Annotated in this window: 15 protein-coding genes; 8 read left to right on the top strand and 7 right to left on the bottom strand. The window is 70.0% G+C overall.

What is annotated here, in order from left to right:
* Nucleotides 1-253 precede the first annotated feature (253 nt).
* Entirely contained in the window at nucleotides 254-1,051 is a 798-nt protein-coding gene (locus tag E2169_RS13920) for a TatD family hydrolase (protein ID WP_132987217.1), read from the top strand.
* Between the two features lie 46 nt (nucleotides 1,052-1,097).
* Here the strand turns inward: E2169_RS13920 and E2169_RS13915 are convergent, their stop codons facing one another.
* Nucleotides 1,098-1,907 carry an ABC transporter permease gene (locus tag E2169_RS13915; protein WP_132987219.1) on the bottom strand — a complete coding sequence of 270 codons (810 nt, stop codon included), beginning with the start codon at nucleotides 1,905-1,907 and terminating at the stop codon, nucleotides 1,098-1,100.
* Between the two features lie 5 nt (nucleotides 1,908-1,912).
* Entirely contained in the window at nucleotides 1,913-2,878 is a 966-nt protein-coding gene (locus tag E2169_RS13910; protein ID WP_132987216.1) for an ABC transporter ATP-binding protein, read from the bottom strand.
* Between the two features lie 69 nt (nucleotides 2,879-2,947).
* Here E2169_RS13910 and E2169_RS13905 point away from each other — a divergent pair, with 69 nt between their 5' ends.
* The 4 genes from E2169_RS13905 (at nucleotide 2,948) to E2169_RS13890 (ending at nucleotide 7,240) form a co-directional block, all read left to right on the top strand.
* Nucleotides 2,948-3,724 (top strand): ferredoxin--NADP reductase, encoded by a 777-nt coding sequence (locus E2169_RS13905; RefSeq protein WP_165942442.1) that lies wholly within the window; start codon nucleotides 2,948-2,950, stop codon nucleotides 3,722-3,724.
* Nucleotides 3,725-3,805: 81 nt separating this feature from the next.
* Entirely contained in the window at nucleotides 3,806-5,314 is a 1,509-nt protein-coding gene (locus tag E2169_RS13900) for an alpha/beta fold hydrolase (RefSeq protein ID WP_132987215.1), read from the top strand.
* 1 nt (nucleotide 5,315) lies between these two features.
* Nucleotides 5,316-6,062, top strand: coding sequence for an ABC transporter ATP-binding protein (locus E2169_RS13895; RefSeq protein ID WP_132987214.1), 747 nt, complete (start codon nucleotides 5,316-5,318; stop codon nucleotides 6,060-6,062).
* The gene (locus E2169_RS13890) at nucleotides 6,059-7,240 is read left to right on the top strand and encodes an ABC transporter permease (protein WP_132987213.1); all 1,182 of its coding nucleotides are present in this window, start codon (nucleotides 6,059-6,061) and stop codon (nucleotides 7,238-7,240) included. The genes E2169_RS13895 and E2169_RS13890 overlap by 4 nt, the downstream gene beginning before the upstream one ends.
* Before the next feature lie 481 nt (nucleotides 7,241-7,721).
* On the opposite strand, the gene E2169_RS13885 is transcribed toward E2169_RS13890, so the two are convergent.
* From E2169_RS13885 to rpmH, 5 genes are all read right to left on the bottom strand, one after another.
* Nucleotides 7,722-8,744: an energy transducer TonB gene (locus E2169_RS13885; protein WP_229659069.1), complete on the bottom strand. Its 1,023-nt coding sequence runs from the start codon at nucleotides 8,742-8,744 to the stop codon at nucleotides 7,722-7,724.
* Nucleotides 8,745-8,848: 104 nt separating this feature from the next.
* Nucleotides 8,849-10,183 carry a tRNA uridine-5-carboxymethylaminomethyl(34) synthesis GTPase MnmE gene (gene mnmE / locus E2169_RS13880; protein ID WP_132987211.1) on the bottom strand — a complete coding sequence of 445 codons (1,335 nt, stop codon included), beginning with the start codon at nucleotides 10,181-10,183 and terminating at the stop codon, nucleotides 8,849-8,851.
* Between the two features lie 25 nt (nucleotides 10,184-10,208).
* The gene (yidC, locus tag E2169_RS13875) at nucleotides 10,209-11,957 is read right to left on the bottom strand and encodes a membrane protein insertase YidC (protein ID WP_132987210.1); all 1,749 of its coding nucleotides are present in this window, start codon (nucleotides 11,955-11,957) and stop codon (nucleotides 10,209-10,211) included.
* A gap of 13 nt (nucleotides 11,958-11,970) precedes the next feature.
* Complete coding sequence (gene rnpA, locus E2169_RS13870) at nucleotides 11,971-12,387, bottom strand: ribonuclease P protein component (RefSeq protein WP_370465083.1); 417 nt, start codon at nucleotides 12,385-12,387, stop codon at nucleotides 11,971-11,973.
* Between the two features lie 50 nt (nucleotides 12,388-12,437).
* Nucleotides 12,438-12,578 carry a 50S ribosomal protein L34 gene (rpmH, locus tag E2169_RS13865; RefSeq protein WP_027070414.1) on the bottom strand — a complete coding sequence of 47 codons (141 nt, stop codon included), beginning with the start codon at nucleotides 12,576-12,578 and terminating at the stop codon, nucleotides 12,438-12,440.
* Between the two features lie 215 nt (nucleotides 12,579-12,793).
* Here rpmH and dnaA point away from each other — a divergent pair, with 215 nt between their 5' ends.
* From dnaA to recF, 3 genes are all read left to right on the top strand, one after another.
* Nucleotides 12,794-14,128 (top strand): chromosomal replication initiator protein DnaA, encoded by a 1,335-nt coding sequence (gene dnaA, locus E2169_RS13860; RefSeq protein WP_132987208.1) that lies wholly within the window; start codon nucleotides 12,794-12,796, stop codon nucleotides 14,126-14,128.
* A gap of 256 nt (nucleotides 14,129-14,384) precedes the next feature.
* The gene (gene dnaN, locus E2169_RS13855) at nucleotides 14,385-15,485 is read left to right on the top strand and encodes a DNA polymerase III subunit beta (protein ID WP_132987207.1); all 1,101 of its coding nucleotides are present in this window, start codon (nucleotides 14,385-14,387) and stop codon (nucleotides 15,483-15,485) included.
* A 73-nt stretch (nucleotides 15,486-15,558) separates the two neighbouring features.
* Nucleotides 15,559-16,635 carry a DNA replication/repair protein RecF gene (recF, locus tag E2169_RS13850; RefSeq protein WP_132987206.1) on the top strand — a complete coding sequence of 359 codons (1,077 nt, stop codon included), beginning with the start codon at nucleotides 15,559-15,561 and terminating at the stop codon, nucleotides 16,633-16,635.
* The last annotated feature ends 222 nt before the right edge of the window (nucleotides 16,636-16,857 follow it).

Genomic DNA, 16,857 nt, shown 5'->3' with positions numbered 1-16,857 from the left:
CGGGTGCCAAGGCCCTTGAGAGCGAAGTCAAGGAGGAGGCGCTGGCCGCAGGCCAGCGCCGGGGGACATGAGCACTCAAGGGCCTTGGCACCCGGCACCCCGCGCCCGCGCTGTATCAATGGCGCGCCATGCCCTCAAATGCGCAGCAGCGTGCTCGCTCGCGAAATCCCGACGCACATTTACCGGCAAGACCCGCGACCGAAGACCAGCGTTCGCAGCCGGCCACGCAATCCGCCTCGCCTACAATGCCCCCATGCAACTCATCGACATCGGCGCCAACCTCACCCACGACAGCTTCGACCACGACCGCGACCAGGTCATGGCCCGCGCCCGCGCCGCCGGCGTCGTGCAGATGATCGTTACCGGCGCCAGCCGCGAACACTCGCCCATGGCGCTCGACCTCGCCCGCGCCCACCCCGGCGAACTGTTCGCCACCGCCGGCGTGCATCCCCATCACGCCAGCGAGTACACCGCCGAGTGCGACGCCGAGATGCGTGCCCTGCACGCCCACCCCGAAGTGGTGGCCGTGGGCGAGACCGGCCTCGACTACTTCCGCGACTTCTCCCCGCGCCCCGCCCAGCGCAAGGCCTTCGAGCGCCAGCTCGAGATCGCGGTGGACACCGGCAAGCCGCTGTTCCTGCACCAGCGCGACGCCCACGCCGACTTCGTCGCGATCATGAAGGACTTCGAGGGCCGCATCGGCCCGGCGGTGGTGCACTGCTTCACCGGCAGCCGCGCCGAGCTGTTCGACTGCATCGACCACGACTGGCACATCGGCATCACCGGCTGGCTGTGCGACGAGCGCCGGGGCAAGCACCTGCGCGAGATCGTCGGCAACATCCCGGCCAACCGGCTGATGGTGGAAACCGACGCGCCTTACCTGCTGCCGCGTTCGCTGGATCCGATGCCGAAGGACCGCCGCAACGAGCCGATGTTCCTGTCGCACATCGTCGAAGAACTCGCTCGCGACCGCGGCGAGGACGTCGCGGTGACCGCAGCGAACGCCACGGACACCACGCGCGCGTTCTTCAGGCTGCCGGGAGCCGGGTAGACATACTCAGTGCTCTGAGTGAACCGCGCCTGGCACCCGGCGCGCTTCAGCTGCGGAGGCCGACGCCCCGCTTGAGCAGCCACAGGCTGAGCGTGCCTAGCCCCGCCACGAAGGCCAGCATCAGCGCGTACGCCACCCACAGCGGCACGTCGCCGCGCCCGAGCAGGCCGTAGCGGAAGGCGTTGACCATGTAGAAGATCGGGTTGGCGTAGGTGAGCTTCTCGGCCCACGACGGCAGCAGCGTGACCGAATAGAACACGCCGCCGAGGTAAGTCAGCGGGGTGAGGATGAAGATCGGCACGATGGCGACGTCGTCGAACTTCTTGGCGAACACCGCGTTGACGAAGCCGGCCAGCGAGAAGATCGTCGCGCCCAGCAGCACCGTCGACAACGTCACCCACGGATGCGGGATGCGCACCGTGGTGAACAGCATCGCGATGCAGAGCACGATCACGCCCACCATCACTCCGCGCATCACCGCGCCCGCGACGTAGCCGCCCAGGATCACCCATGGCGGCATCGGGCTGACCAGCAGCTCCTCGATGTGGCGGCCGAACTTGGCGCCGAAGAAGCTCGACGAGATGTTGCCGTAGCTGTTCTGGATCACGCTCATCATCACCAGGCCCGGGACGATGAAATCCATGTAGGTGATGCCGTCCATGGTCCCGATGCGGCTGCCGATCAGGCCGCCGAAGATCAGGAAGTACAGCGTCATGGTGATCGCCGGCGGCACCAGGGTCTGGCTCCAGATGCGCAGGATGCGCATGACCTCGCGGCGGGCGACCGTGCCCAGCGCGACCAGGTTGGGGCGCAGGCTGCCACCGTTTCCGGCCGGGTTGCCGGCGTTCACGCCCATGCCGCTCATGCCGCCGCTCCCGTGGCCGCGGCCGCCGGCGTGGCGTCGCCGGTCATGCGCACGAACAGCTCCTCCAGCCGGTTGGACTTGTTGCGCATCGAACGCACGTGGATGCCGGCGGCATCGAGCGCGGCGAACACGCGGTTGAGGTCCATCGCGCGCGGCATGTCGACATCGAGCGTATGTGCATCCACCGCGCGCACCTCGGCACCCGGGATCTCCGGCAGCGTGTCCGGCAGCGCGTCCTCTACGTCGAGCAGGAAGCCCTCGACATCGAGCTTCGCCAGCAGCGAGCGCATCGGCCCCGACTCGACGATGCGGCCGTGGTCGATGATCGCCAGGTTGCGGCAGAGGTTCTCGGCCTCTTCCAGGTAGTGCGTGGTGAGGATGATGGTGGTGCCCGACGCGTTGATCCGGCGCAGCGTCTGCCACATGCCGCGGCGGATCTCGATGTCGACGCCGGCGGTGGGCTCGTCGAGGATCAGCAGGCGCGGCCGGGTCATCATGGCGCGGGCGATCATCAGCCTGCGCTTCATGCCGCCCGACAGCGTGCGGCTCATCATCTGCGCCTTGTCCCAGAGCTGCGCCGAGCGCAGTTCGGCCTCGGCGCGGACGATGGCCTCGGCGCGCGGAATGCCGTAGAAGCCGGCGTAGTTGACCAGGATGTCGAGCGGCTTCTCGAACATGTTGAAGTTGAGTTCCTGCGGCACCAGGCCGAGCAGGCGCATGGCCCGGCTGCGTTCGGCGTGGATGTCGACATCGAACACGCGCACCTCGCCCGCGGTCTTGTTGACCAGCGACGAAATGATGCCGATCAGGGTCGACTTGCCGGCGCCGTTGGGGCCGAGGAGTGCGTAGAAATCGCCGGGCACGACGTCGAGCGAGACGCCCTTGAGGGCCTCGACGCCGTTGTCGTAGGTCTTGCGCAGGTCCCGTACCGAGAGCGCGGCGGGCGTGACGGCCTGGTTCATCGGTGCTCCTTGCCGCGGGAGGTCGCGGCGGGGCGGTATTATAGAAGGCCTGCGGGCAGTCGCCCGGCAATGGTCTGTTCCAACGTGCCTGCACTGTTCCCCCTCAAGCTCGTTTCGCGCCGCATGCTGGCGCCCACGGTCGCCCACCTCGCATTCACCCGCGACGACGGGCTGCCCCTGGACTACATCCCCGGGCAGTTCGTGCAGGTGCATTTCAGCTATGCCGACGGCACGGCCACCAAGCGCAGCTACTCGCTGGCGACCATCCACGACCACGCGATGGGGCCGGGCGAGCTGGTGGAGGTCGCGGTCAGCTATGTGCCCGGCGGCGCCGCCACCGCGCTGTTCGAGACCCTGGAGATCGGCGGCACGGTGCAGGCCAGCGGCCCCTTCGGCCGCTTCTGCCTGCAGCCCGCCGACGACAACCGCCGCTACCTGCTGGTCGGCACCGGCACCGGCGTGACCCCGTACCGGGCCATGCTGCCGCTGATCGAAAAGGCCATCGCCGAGCGCGGCATCGAGGTGGTGCTGCTGTTCGGCGCACGCACGCCCGCGGAGCTGCTGTACGGCGACGAGTTCCGCGCCTTCGCCGACGCCCATCCCGGCTTCCGCTTCGTGCCCTGCTTCTCGCGCGAACTGCCCGCACCGGGCTCGGCCCAGGACCATCCCGACGTGCGCCACGGTTACGTCCAGCAGTTCCTGGGCGAGTTCGCGCCTTCGGCCGAGGGTGACATCGCCTACCTCTGCGGCAATCCGGACATGGTCGACGCCTGTTTCGAAGCGCTGAAGGAGCACGGGCTGCCGGTGCCCCGGATCCGCCGCGAGAAGTACGTCAGCAGCAAGTAAGCTGCGCGGCGGCCGCTGGCCGGTCACACTCCCGCGCCACCGGGCGTCCTGCCTGGCACTGCTCCACACCAAGGAACCCGCATGAGACGACGTGCATCCACTCCCGCCGCCCTGCTCGCGGCTGCGCTGATGATGGCGCTCGCGGGCTGCAGCCCGCCGGGGAACGACGCCACCGCCGACGGCGATCTGCGCAAGGGCGACATCGCGTTTGAATCCTGCTCGCTGAGCGCCGTCGGCGCCCGCGCGGTGGAAGCGCAGTGTGCAGGCTTCACCGTGCCCGAGGACCACCAAGCCCCCGACGGCCGCCAGATCGAACTCGCGATCGCCCTCCTGCCCGCGAAGAGCCCGGCCGAACCCGATCCCGTGGTGATGATCGCCGGCGGCCCGGGACAGTCCGCGCTGGAGTCGTATCCCACCGTCGCGGCGGCCTTCGCCGACGTGAACCGCGCCCGCGACGTGCTCCTGGTCGACGCCCGCGGTACCGGCGGCTCGCACCCGCTGCACTGCAAGGACGAGGACGGAGACAACGCCTTCGGCGCCGAGGACATGACGCCCGGGGCCATGCGCGCGTTCACCGGACGCTGCCGCGATGCACTGGCCGCCGGTAGCGATCTGCGCCGCTACGGCACCATGGACCACGTCCGCGACCTCGAGCTGGTGCGCCAGGCCATCGACGCGCCCCGGCTCAACCTGGTCGGCATCTCCTACGGCACGCGCGTGGCGCAGCAGTACGCCAAGGCGTTCCCGCAGTCCACGCGCAGCGTGGTGCTCGATGGCGTGGTGCCCAACTCCATGGTGCTGGGCCAGGAACACGCACGGAACCTGGAGCAGGCCCTGGACGCGCAGTTCGCGCGCTGCCGCGAAGAACCCGCCTGCGTCGGCAACCTCGGCGATCCCGCCCTGCAGCTTCCGGCCGTGCGCGCGGCGCTCGAGGCCGGCGACCTGGCCACGGTGAGCTACCGCGATCCGGTGAGCGGCGAATGGCTGGAGGAGACCCCCACCTTCGGCCACCTCGCCATCCTGCTGCGGATGTTCTCCTACCAGCCCGCGGCCGCAGCCACCCTGCCGCTGCTGCTGCACGACGCCGCGAACGGCCGCTACGCGCCGCTGCTTGCGCAGTCGCGGATGCTGATGGCCTCGCTTGGCGACCAGATGGCGCACGGCATGCAGCTGTCGGTGATCTGCACCGAGGACGTGTCCGAGATGGCCGCCTTGCCGGGCGACGACGGCAGCGTGCTCGGCAACGAGATGGTGGCGCTGTTCCAGGCGCAGTGCGACGCCTGGCCGACGGCGCCACGCGCGGACGGCTTCCGCGATCCGCTCGCCGGCGACCTGCCGGTGCTTGCGATCAGCGGCGAGTTCGACCCGGTGACACCGCCGCACTACGGCGACGAGGTCGTCGCCCACCTGGCCCGTGGCCGCCACCTGGTGGCATCCGGACAGGGCCACAACGTGATCGGCACCGGCTGCATGCCGAAGCTGTTCGCGCAGTTCGTCGAGCGCGCCGACGCACAGGACATCGACGCCACCTGCCTGGACCGCCTCGCGCCCGCGCCGCCGTTCGCCGGTTATTACGGCTGGGAGCCCTGAGATGATCGAAGTCCACGACCTGCACAAGACCTTCAAGGCCAAGTCCGGACCGGTGCACGCGGTGCGCGGCGTCGGCTTCACCGCCCGCGACGGCGAGATCACCGGCCTGCTCGGACCCAACGGCGCCGGCAAGACCACCACCCTGCGCATGCTCTACACGCTGATGACCCCCGAGCGCGGCAGCGTGCGCGTGGACGGCCTGGACGCGCAGCGCGATGCCACCGCGGTGCGCCGCCGGCTGGGCGTGCTGCCCGACGCGCGCGGCGTCTACAAGCGCCTGACCGCCCGCGAGAACATCACCTACTTCGGGCGCCTCTACGGCATGGACGACGCGACCATCGCCGTGCGCATCGACGAGCTCGCGCGCACGCTGGGCATGGAGGATTTCCTCGACCGTCGCACCGAAGGTTTCTCGCAGGGGCAGCGTACCAAGACCGCGATCGCACGCGCCCTGGTGCACTCGCCGCGCAACGTGATCCTCGACGAACCCACCAACGGCCTGGACGTGATGACCACCCGCGGCCTGCGCGCCTTCCTGCAGGAGCTGCGGGCGCAGGGCCACTGCGTGATCTTCAGCAGCCACATCATGCAGGAGGTGGCCGCGCTCTGCGATCGCATCGTGATCATCGCCCAGGGCGAAGTGCGCGCCAACGGCACCCCCGATGAGCTCCGCGCACAATCGGGCGAAGACAATCTCGAAGACGCGTTCGTCCAACTGATCGGCACCGAGGAGGGCCTGTCCGCATGAGCCTCTTCAACAACACGGTGCTGACCGTCGCCCGCAAGGAACTGCTGGACCTGTTCCGCGACCGGCGTACGGTCCTGCTCGGCCTGCTGATGGGCCCGCTGCTGTTCCCGGTGCTGATCCTGGGCATGAGTTCGATGGCGGAGAAGCGCGCGCGCACGCAGCTCGAATCGGTGCTGGAGCTGCCGGTGATCGGCGCTGAACACGCGCCCAACCTGGTGCGCCACCTTGGCACGCGGGACATCGATGCCATCGCCCCGCCGGAGGACGCGGAGCGCGCCTTGCGCGAGCAGGACCATGACGTGGTGCTGCGGATCCCGGCCGGGTTTCCGGAGCAGTGGCGCGAAAGCCGCATGGCCACGATCGAGATCCTCTACGACTCCTCGCGACAGGATTCGCGGATTCCCGTGGAACGCGTGCGCAGGGCGCTGGGCGAGTACGGCCAGCAGGTCGGCGCGCTGCGCATGATCAGCCGCGGCATCAGCCCCGAGGCCACGGTCGCGGTGATGGTGGCGCAGCGCGACGTGGCAACGCTTGAATCGCGGCGCGGCATGCTGCTGGCGTTCCTGCCCTACCTGCTGATCTTCAGCGCCTTCGTCGGCGGCGCCTACATGGTGATCGACGTCACCGCCGGCGAACGCGAGCGGCAGTCGCTGGAACCGCTGCTGGCCACGCCGAGTTCGCGCAGCGCACTGATGAGCGGCAAGATCCTCGCCGCCACCGCGCTGGGCCTGCTCAGCCAGGTGCTGATCCTGATTGCGCTGGCGGTCAGTCTGGCGTTGGCGCCGCGCGCGCTGCAGATGGTGGCGATGACGCCGGGCATGCTGGCGATGCTGCTGCTGGTGCTGGCCCCGATCGTGCTGATCGGCTGCACGCTCCTGACCCTGATCTCGGCCAGCGTGAAGTCGGTGAAGGAGGCACAGAGCTACATGAGCGTGCTCATGCTGCTGCCGATCATCCCCACGGTGGTGCTGATGGTGAGCCCGGTGAAGGAACAGCTGTGGCAGTTCGCGGTGCCGTTCCTGGCGCAGAACCAGATGGTGCTGAAGCTGGTGCGCAGCGAATGGATCGCGCCGATGGAATGGCTGGTCTACTTCGCCTCGGGATTCGGACTGGCGCTGGTGCTGTGGCTGATGGCCTCGCGCCTGTACCACCGCGAGAAGCTGGCGATCTCGGCCTGAGGTTCCGGGTTGCGAAGCAGAAAAAAAGTTCATCTCCCAACTCAGGGGAAGCGGTTTCGACGAGGAGTGTCTGCTTCCTTCGCCATGCTTCGTCGTGACCGTGAGGGCCCCGTCGCGGCCGGGAGGCCTTCGCGGCTCATGTCCCCCGGCATCCGCCTGGCGGCGGATGCCTCCTCCTTGACTTCCCCGCGAAGGCCTCCCGGCCACGACGGGGCTCGGCTTCGGCTGGAGTACGCACGATGCCCGGCTTTTGCTCCCGGGCCACCGCGTACTGCTGCGCACCGGGTGCCAAGGCCCTTGAGGGCGAAGTCAAGGAGGAGGCGATGGCCGCAGGCCATTGCCGGGGGACATGAGCACTCAAGGGCCTTGGCACCCGGCGCCCGCGCTGTAGCTATGGCGCGCCATTCCCTCAGTTGGGAGAAGAAGCAATAAAAAGCCCGGCCATGCCGGGCTTTTCGATGATCACGCGATTGACGATGTGTCAGCCGCCCGGGTTGAAGGCGATCGTGCGTCGCGTGGTGACCGGCTCGGCAATGGGCTCGAAGCGCCAGCGGCGGACGGCCGCCACCGCGGCGCGGTCGAACACCCGCGGCGGGTCGGCACGGACCACGCGGGCATCGCTGATGCTGCCGTCGGGCGCGACGGTGAACTCCACCTGGACCTCGCCCGACTGGCCGGCGCGCAGCGCGTCGGTCGGGTAGCTGGGGGCCGGCGTGCTCAACGGGCGCAGCGTGGGCGCGGCGGCGGCCGGCGCGGGCGTCGCGGCCTGCCGCTGCTCCGCGGCGCGCTGTTCGGCGGCACGCTGCTCCGCGGCGACGCGCTCGGCGTCGGCGCGCTCGGCGGCTTCGCGCTCGGCGACCTGCTGTTGCTCGACCAGCTGTGCGGCCGCCTGACGCTGCTGCTCGGCCTGGGCGCGTTCGCGCTCCGCAGCGAGCAGGCGCTGGCGTTCGGCTTCCTGCTCGGCGCTGAGCGCCTGCTGCGCGACGCGGCGCTGCGCGGCATCGCTGGCACCGGCGATCGTGTCCTGCAGGCGCGACAGCGCCGGATGGTTGGCGTCGGCGCGTGCGACCAGGGCCGCCAGGCGGCCGGCCTCGTCGAAGTCCTCGCGGTCGCGGGCCTGCTCGGTCGCAATCACCAGCATCGGCATCAGGTCGGTCAGCGCGCTGGCCACGGCGGCGTCGCCGGGCGACTTCTCGCGCAGCGCCAGGTAGTACTCCAGCGCATTGTCGCCGGGCGGCGCATACAGGCGGCTTTCGGCATACGCGGCGCGGCCGCGCTCGCGGAGTTCATCGGCGCCGAGTCCGGCCAGGGCATCGGCCTGGGCGGCGACCTGCACGGCGGCATCCGGCGCAGTTTCGACGGTCTGCTCGGCGGCGGGGCCGGCGGCGGCATCGCCCGCGGGTGCCGCAGCCTCGTCCTTGCCGCAGGCCGAGATGGCCACGACGAGGGCCGCGGCGAGGGCCAGCCTCGGCAGGATCCCCCCCGCGGATGCTTGGTTGTTCAAGGACATCTGTTTGTACTCCCCCTGAGTGTGCGGATACGCACGAATGCGTAGGACGCGACACACGGGGCGGTTTGTCAACACCCCGGTGCCCGATCGCCCCTGCGCTACTTGCCGATGCAGAAGCTCGAAAAGATGTGGCCAAGCAGCGCGTCGGCCCCGATCCGACCGCTGATGTCGCCCAAATCGTAATGTGCATCACGCAATGAATCCGCTGCAAGCTCCAGCGCCTCGATCCCCAGCGCGGACGCTGCCGCCTCCAGGTGCGCGGCAGCGCGGCCCAGCGCGTCGACGTGGCGCGCGCGCGCGGTGAACTCACCCTCGGCCGCGGCGCCCTCGCCCACCACCAGCGTGCGCAGGCGTGCGTGCAGCGCTTCCATGCCCTGGCCCCTGGTCGCGGATACGCGCAGTTCGCCGGCCGGCGGCACCGGCGCGCCGGGCGGCAGCAGGTCGGACTTGTTGTGCAGCCAGAGCACCCGCGGCACGCCGGCGAGATCGGAAGCAACCGCTGCGCGCCCGGCCTCCGGATCGCGCGCGTCGAGCACCACGATCGCCAGCTCCGCGCGCGCCAGTTCGCCGCGCGCACGACGCATGCCTTCGCGCTCGATGGCGTCGCCGCCGGCGCGCAGGCCGGCGGTATCGACCAGGGCCAGTTCGGCGCCGTCGACGTGGACGGTCTCGCGGAGCAGGTCGCGGGTCGTGCCCGCGACATCGGTGACGATCGCGCGGTCGCTGCCGGCCAGCGCGTTGAGCAGCGAACTCTTGCCCGCATTGGGTGGGCCGACGATCACCGCGTGCAGGCCGTCGCGCAGGCGGCGGCCGCGGTCGGCGGCGGCCAGCAGCGCGGCGAGATCGTCGCGGGCACGGCCTAGGCGCGCCGCAAGCGCCGCCCCGCCGAGCGTCTCCAGCGGCTCGTCGGCGAAATCGATCGCGGCTTCGGCGTGCACGCGGATCGCCACCAGGTCTTCGGCGAGGGCATCCACGCGGCGCGAGAACTCGCCGTCCAGCGAACGGCGGGCGGCGCGCGCGGCGGTCAGGTCGCCCGCGGCGACGAGGTCGGCCACGGCCTCGGCCTGGGCCAGGTCGAGGCGGCCGTTGAGGAAGGCGCGCTCGGTGAACTCGCCCGGACGCGCCATCCGCGCGCCCAGCGCGCAGCAGCGTGCGACCAGGGCCTGCAGCAGCACCGGATTGCCGTGGCCCTGCAGCTCCACCACGTCCTCGCCGGTGTAGCTGGCCGGCGCAGCGAACCGCAGCGCGATGCCGTCGTCGATGGGCTCGCCGGCGGCGTCGAGGAAACGGGCGTGGTGGGCCTGGCGCGGCTGCAGGTCACGGCCGCAGATCGCGGCGGCGATCCCGGGTGCGGCGGGTCCCGACAGGCGGACGATGCCGACCCCGCCACTGCCCGGCGGGGTCGCGACCGCGACGATGGTATCGGTGGCCATGGCCCGCCGCCTCCGCCGCGCCGGATCAGTCGCCGGAGACGGCGGCCGCCTTGGCCGGCGCGGGCTCCGCGTACTTGCGGATCAGCCACCACTGCTGCGCCAGGCCCAGCGCGCCGTTGGTGACCCAGTACAGCACCAGGCCCGAGGGGAAGAAGATCATGAACACGCCGAAGATCAGCGGCATCAGCTGCATCATCTTCTGCTGCATCGGATCCATGCCCACCATCGGCGTCAGCTTCTGCGTCGCCCACATCACCGCGATGTTGAGCACCGGCAGGATGAACAGCGGATCGCGCGCGGTCAGGTCCTGGATCCAGCCCATCCACGGCGCATGGCGCAGCTCGACGGACTCCAGCAGCACCCAGTACAGCGCCAGCCAGATCGGCATCTGCAGCAGCACCGGCAGGCAGCCGCCGACGGGATTGATCTTCTCCTTCTTGTACAGCTCCATCATGGCGACCTGGAACTTCTGCTTGTCGTCGCCGTAGCGCTCCTTGAGCTGCTGGATGCGCGGCTGGAAGCGGCGCATCTTCGCCATCGACCGGTACTGCGCCTTCGACAGCGGATACATGATGCCCTTGACCACCACCACCAGGCCGATGATCGACCAGCCCCAGTTCTGGAACAGGCCGTGGAGCTTGTTGAGGATCCAGAACAGGCCCTCGCCGAGGAAGGCGAACAGCGCGAAGCGGCTGTAGTCGACCGCGCGGTCGAGGCCAGGCACCTGCTGCGCCTTGATCTGGCCGACCAGCTTCGGGCCCACCCACAGGCGCGCGCTGATGCTGCCCTCGTCGCCCGGCGCGACCGCCAGGCCCGGGCCCATCTCGCGGATCAGGTACTGCGGCGCGCCGCCGGCGCCGGTGGTGGCCTGCAGCGAGACGGTCACCTCGTCGTGCGGGCCGGGGATCCAGGCGCTGAAGAAGTGGTGCTGGAGCATGGCCACCCAGCCGCCGGTCTGGCGCACGTTGACCGGACCCTCGTCTTCGAACTTGGCGTAGCGCACGCGCTGGTAGCCCTCGCCGGGGCTGAACCAGGTGGCGCCGTAGAGGCTGAAGGATTCGGGGTTGGTCCAGCCGGTCTTGAGCACCTGCGGCAGGCGCGTCAGCTGGCGGTAGGCATGGCCCTGCCAAAGCGACTCGCTGCGGTTGTAAACGGTGTCGCGGACCTCGATGGCGTAGCTGCCGCGCGTGAGCACGTAGCTGCGACGGATGCTGACGCCCTCGGGGCCGTGCCAGACGAAGGGCACTTCGAGCGTGTCGGCATCGGCGGCCAGGACGTAATCGGTGCCTGGCGATTCCGGTACGAAACCGGCCTCATGGCTGGGCGCGACGCTGCTTGCGCTGACCCAGCCGCTCTGCGCGGCGTAGAAGCTCGCCGGCGTATCGTCGAACAGGCGCACCGGCGGGCTGTCCTCGGCGCGGGTCTGCGGAAACAGCAGCAGGTCGGCGCGCGCAACGGCACCGCCGCGCAGGGCGAGGTCGAGGACATCGGTGCGCACGCGCACCAGCCCGGCCGATGCCGCCGGCGCGGTGGGCGCAGCCACGCCCGGCACCGCGGCCACCGCCGGCGCCTGGGGCACGGCGCCCGGCACCGTGCCGGGGGCGTCCACGCCGCTCGGGGCCGGGGCGCCGGGGATCGCGGCCGCGGGATCCGCAGCGGCAGCGGCCGCCACGGCATCGGGCTGCGGCGCCCGCTGTTCCTTGCCCCATTCCATCCACAGCAGGGTCGCCACCATCAGCCAGGCGAAGATCAGGAAGGTACGGGTCTGGTTCATCGGGCAGGCAGGCTCATTCGCCGGTGGGACGCGGCGTCGTGACGGGAACGGGGGAAGCGGCGGGCATTGTGCCGGTCAGGTCCGGCGCGGGCAACGCGCCGGCGCGGCGCAGGGCATCGTGGAAGGCCGCGCGCAGCTCGGCGCGGCTGGCCGTGGCCGCTGCGGCGCGCGCGACCACGACATAGGCGGCGGCAGGCAATCCGGCACGCAGGGCACGGAACTCTTCGCGCAGTGCGCGCTTGATGCGGTTGCGGCCGACGGCGCGACGATCGACCTTGCGCGAGACCGCCAGGCCCAGGCGCGGCGGCTGGTCATCGCGATGGAGGTGCAATGCCAGCAGCGGCGTTCCGGTGCGGCGGCCTTCGCCGAACACACGGTCGAATTCCGCGCGCGCGCGAACGCGCGCTTGGCGTGGCAAGCGGCGGTCCATGGGATTGCGGATCGCGGCGGGGCGGCCGGCTTGCGGGCCGCCCGGCAACATCAGGCGCTGAGGCGCTTGCGGCCCTTGGCGCGGCGGCGGGCCAGGATCTTGCGGCCGTCGGCAGTCGCCATGCGGGCACGGAAGCCGTGGTCGCGCTTGCGCTTGAGGTTGCTGGGTTGGTAGGTGCGCTTGGTGGCCATGGGATGCTCGAGCGTGACGCAGCGGAAAGAACCGGAGATTCTAGGCCGCGGCCGTGGTCCGGTCAAATAGCGGCGTCGCAATCCCCGGCGCGGCGACCGCCGGCGCGCAGGCGCCGGGGTGCGATGGTAGGCTGGCTGCCCCTCTTCCACCGCCCGCCGCACGTGGCCCGTCACGCAGCGCGACCGGTCCCGCTGTCGGTATGTCGAACGCACACATGGATGCCTGGCCCCGCTGCCTCGAACGTCTGGAAGCCGAGTTTCCGGCCGAGGACGTGCATACGTGGCTGCGGCCACTGCAGGCTGCGCGCCGCGACGACGCGACCGTGCTTTACGCGCCCAATGCCTTCGTGCGCGATGCGGTGCACGAGCGCTACATGCCGCGGATCCGCGAGCTGCTGGGCTTCTTCGGCGGCAGCGGCGAAGTGTCGCTGGAGATCGGCTCCCTGCCCCGCGCCGCCGGGCCCGTGCGCGCTCCGGCCACGGCCGCGGCCACCGCTGCGAGCGCGGCCGCCGGCGCCGCCGCCTTCCACGGCAACCTCGACAACCACTACACCTTCGACAACTTCGTCGAGGGCCGCAGCAACCAGCTCGGCCGCGCCGCCGCCTGGCAGGCCGCTCAGAAGCCGGGCGAGCGCGCCCACAACCCGCTGCTCCTGTACGGGGGCACGGGGCTGGGCAAGACCCACCTGATGTTCGCCGCCGGCAACGAGATGCGCCGGAACAATCCGTCCGCACGCGTGCTGTACATGCGCTCGAACGACTTCTACAGCGCGTTCTTCCGCTCGCTGCAGGAGCGCACGGCCGACCTGTTCAAGCGCCAGTTCCAGCAGCTCGACGCGCTGCTGATCGACGACATCCAGTTCTTCGCCGGCAAGGACCGCACCCAGGAGGAGTTCTTCCACACCTTCAATGCGCTGTTCGAGGGCCGGCAGCAGATCATCATGACCTGCGACCGCTTCCCGCGCGAAGTCGAGGGCCTGGAGCCGCGGCTGAAGTCGCGCCTGGCCTGGGGCCTGCCGGTGGCGATCGACCCGCCCGACTTCGAGACCCGGGCCGCGATCGTGCTGGCCAAGGCGCGCGAGCGCGGCACCCATATCCCCGAGGACGTGGCGTTCCTGCTTGCGAAGAAGATGCCGTCGAACGTGCGCGACCTCGAGGGCGCACTGAACACCCTGTCGGCCCAGGCCAACTTCACCGGGCGCGCGATCACGCAGGAATTCGCCCAGGAAACCCTGCGCGACCTGCTGCGCGCACAGCAGGTGGCGATCAGCATCACCAATATCCAGAAGACCGTGGCAGACTACTACGGACTCCAGATGAAGGACCTGCTGGGCAAGAAGCGGACGCGTTCACTGGCCCGCCCCCGCCAGATGGCGATGGCGCTGGCCAAGGAACTCACCGAACACAGCCTGCCTGAGATCGGCGACGCCTTCGGTGGTCGGGACCACACCACGGTCCTGCACGCCTGCCGTCAGATCCGCACCCTCTCGCAGACCGATGGCAAGCTTCGCGAAGACTGGGACAAGCTCATCCGCAAGCTCAGCGAATGAGGTCCGTTCCACGGCCCAGGGGCCGGTGGACGGACGGGGGGCAAGCTGTGGACAACTGCGGGACGGGTATCGGGCCCCAAAGTTGTCCACAGCTTGTCCGCATCGGCGGCTGGGCCTTGTCCACGGGGTTGTAGTTCGATTAAATCGTTATAAATCAGTGCGTTGTGGTAGTTCTCAACCGTTTTCTCCGACACCACCACCACCGCATTTAGTTATTTATCCTATTCAAGAGCTAGGGCAAGGGGACACCACCGGCATGCGTTTCAGTCTGCAGCGAGAAGCCTTCCTCAAGCCGTTGGCGCAGGTCGTCAACGTGGTCGAACGCCGGCAGACGCTGCCGGTGCTCGCAAACCTGCTGGCGCTGGTGAAAGACGGCCAGCTGTCGCTGACGGGCACCGACCTGGAAGTCGAGATGATCGCGCGCTGCGCGGTCGACGATGCCCAGGACGGCGAGGTCACGATTCCCGCCCGGAAGCTGTTCGACATCGTTCGTGCCCTGCCCGACGGCAGCAAGGTCACCGTCAGCCAGACCGGCGACAAGATCACCGTGCAGGCCGGACGCAGCCGCTTCACGCTGGCGAGCCTGCCGGCCAACGACTTCCCGTCGATCGACGAGGTCGAAGCGACCGAGCGGGTCGAGGTGCCGGAGGCAGCGCTGAAGGAGCTGATCGAGCGCACCGCGTTCGCCATGGCCCAGCAGGACGTCCGGTATTACCTCAACGGCCTGCTGTTCGACCTCGGCGACCACCGTTTGCGCTGTGTGGCCACCGACGGCCACCGGCTGGCGCTGTGCGAAGCCGAACTCAGCGGCAGCAGCCAGTCCAAGCGCCAGATCATCGTGCCGCGCAAGGGCGTGAGCGAGCTGCAGCGCCTGCTCGAGGGCGGCGACCGCGTGCTCGAGCTGGAAATGGGCCGCAACCATATCCGCGTCAAGCGTGACGATGTGACCTTCACCAGCAAGCTGATCGACGGGCGCTTCCCCGATTACGAGGCCGTGATCCCGATCGGCGCCGACCGCGAGGTCAGGGTCGACCGCGAGGTGCTGCGCGCCGCGCTGCAGCGCGCGGCGATCCTGTCCAACGAGAAGTACCGCGGCGTGCGCATCGAGGTGTCGCCGGGGCAGCTGAAGATCAATGCCCACAACCCGGAACAGGAAGAGGCGCAGGAGGAAATCGAGGCCGACACGACGGTCGACGGCCTGGCGGTGGGTTTCAACGTCAACTACCTGCTGGACGCCCTGAGCGCGCTGCGCGACGAGACCGTGGTGCTGGCGCTGCGCGACGCGAACTCGTCGGCCCTGGTCCGCGAGGCCGCGAACGAGCGCTCGCGCCACGTCGTGATGCCGCTGCGGCTGTGAACCCTGCGGGGTTCCACGTGGAACACGGACGCCCGGCATTGCCCGGGCGTTCTTCTTTTCCGGGCGCGCCGCGGTGCTTCTGAGCCGCTTCGAGCTGCGCGACCTGCGCAACCTGGCCGAGGTGGCGCTGCAGCCCGGGCCGGGCCTGAATATGCTGTCCGGTCCCAATGGCGCGGGCAAGACCAGTCTGCTTGAGGGCCTGCACCTGCTGGCGTATGGGCGCAGCTTCCGGGGCCGCGTGCGCGATGGCCTGGTGCGCACGGGCCGGGACGCGGTCGAGGTGTTTGCCGAATGGCGGGTTGAAGGCGAAGAGGGCAGCCATCGGGCCGGGCTCCGCCACGCCGGCGGCAGCTGGGAGGCCAGGCTGGACGGTGAGCCGGTCAGCCACCTGGGCGAACTCTGCGCGGCGTTCATGGTGGTGACCTTCGAACCCGGCAGCCACGCCCTTGTGTCCGGGGGGGGAGAGCCACGCCGCCGCTTTGTCGATTGGGGCCTGTTCCACGTGGAACAGGGCTTTCTGCCCCTGTGGCGGCGGTATTCCCGGGCCCTGAAGCAGCGCAATGCCCTGCTCAAGTCGGGAGCCCCGGGATCGCAGATCTCCGCCTGGGACCACGAGCTCGCCGCGTCCGGGGAAGAGCTGACCCGGCGTCGGGGCCTGTACCTGAATCGGCTGCAGGAGCGCCTCGCACCGGTGGCTGCGGCCCTGGCCCCGGCGCTGGGGGAGATGGTCCTGGACTTCGAGCCTGGCTGGCGCCGCTCGAGCCTGTCCCTGGCCGATGCGCTGGCGGTGGCCCGCGAGCGCGACCAGTTCCTTGGCCACACCAGCGTCGGACCCCACCGCGCGGACTGGAAGCTGCGCCTGGCGGGCAAGGCGGAGGGGGAAGCCCTCTCCCGGGGCCAGGCCAAGCTCGCCGCGCTGTCCTGCCTGTTCGCACAGGCCGCCGACTGCGCCGCCGAGCGTGCGGACTGGCCCGTGATCGCGCTGGATGACCTGGCCTCGGAGCTGGATGCGGCCCATCGCGAACGTGTGCTGGCGTTCCTGGCATCAATCCCGGCGCAGGCCTTCATTACCGGCACCGACCTCTTGCAGCCCGTGGGCCCAGCCACAGTGTTCCACGTGGAACACGGCCGCGTGACGCGGGCGGCCTGAATTTCTGGTTCCTTTCCCGACTGAAGGACTGGCGCGCCATTGATACAGCGCGGGCGCCGGGTGCCAAGGCCCTTGAGTGCTCATGTCCCCCGGCGATGGCCTGCGGCCATCGCCTCCTCCTTGACTTCGCTCTCAAGGGCCTTGGCACCCGGTGCGCAACAGTGCGCGGTGGCCCCAGGAGCAAAGCGGGCATCTCGCGCAGTTGCAACAACGCCGAGCCCC

Source organism: Luteimonas terricola (genome assembly GCF_004352845.1).
Taxonomy (GTDB): Bacteria; Pseudomonadota; Gammaproteobacteria; order Xanthomonadales; family Xanthomonadaceae; genus Luteimonas; species Luteimonas terricola.
The sequence above is the reverse complement of the archived record's forward strand: the minus strand, read 5'-3'. Positions and strand labels throughout refer to the sequence as shown.

What these genes read in the sequence shown, in the direction of transcription:
- E2169_RS13920 (WP_132987217.1), top strand. Translation starts at nt 254, where the DNA reads ATGCAACTCATCGACATCGGCGCCAACCTCACCCACGACAGCTTCGAC.
- E2169_RS13915 (WP_132987219.1), bottom strand. Translation starts at nt 1,907, where the DNA reads ATGGGCGTGAACGCCGGCAACCCGGCCGGAAACGGTGGCAGCCTGCGC.
- E2169_RS13910 (WP_132987216.1), bottom strand. Translation starts at nt 2,878, where the DNA reads ATGAACCAGGCCGTCACGCCCGCCGCGCTCTCGGTACGGGACCTGCGC.
- E2169_RS13905 (WP_165942442.1), top strand. Translation starts at nt 2,948, where the DNA reads ATGGTCTGTTCCAACGTGCCTGCACTGTTCCCCCTCAAGCTCGTTTCG.
- E2169_RS13900 (WP_132987215.1), top strand. Translation starts at nt 3,806, where the DNA reads ATGAGACGACGTGCATCCACTCCCGCCGCCCTGCTCGCGGCTGCGCTG.
- E2169_RS13895 (WP_132987214.1), top strand. Translation starts at nt 5,316, where the DNA reads ATGATCGAAGTCCACGACCTGCACAAGACCTTCAAGGCCAAGTCCGGA.
- E2169_RS13890 (WP_132987213.1), top strand. Translation starts at nt 6,059, where the DNA reads ATGAGCCTCTTCAACAACACGGTGCTGACCGTCGCCCGCAAGGAACTG.
- mnmE (WP_132987211.1), bottom strand. Translation starts at nt 10,183, where the DNA reads ATGGCCACCGATACCATCGTCGCGGTCGCGACCCCGCCGGGCAGTGGC.
- yidC (WP_132987210.1), bottom strand. Translation starts at nt 11,957, where the DNA reads ATGAACCAGACCCGTACCTTCCTGATCTTCGCCTGGCTGATGGTGGCG.
- rnpA (WP_370465083.1), bottom strand. Translation starts at nt 12,387, where the DNA reads ATGGACCGCCGCTTGCCACGCCAAGCGCGCGTTCGCGCGCGCGCGGAA.
- rpmH (WP_027070414.1), bottom strand. Translation starts at nt 12,578, where the DNA reads ATGGCCACCAAGCGCACCTACCAACCCAGCAACCTCAAGCGCAAGCGC.
- dnaA (WP_132987208.1), top strand. Translation starts at nt 12,794, where the DNA reads ATGGATGCCTGGCCCCGCTGCCTCGAACGTCTGGAAGCCGAGTTTCCG.
- dnaN (WP_132987207.1), top strand. Translation starts at nt 14,385, where the DNA reads ATGCGTTTCAGTCTGCAGCGAGAAGCCTTCCTCAAGCCGTTGGCGCAG.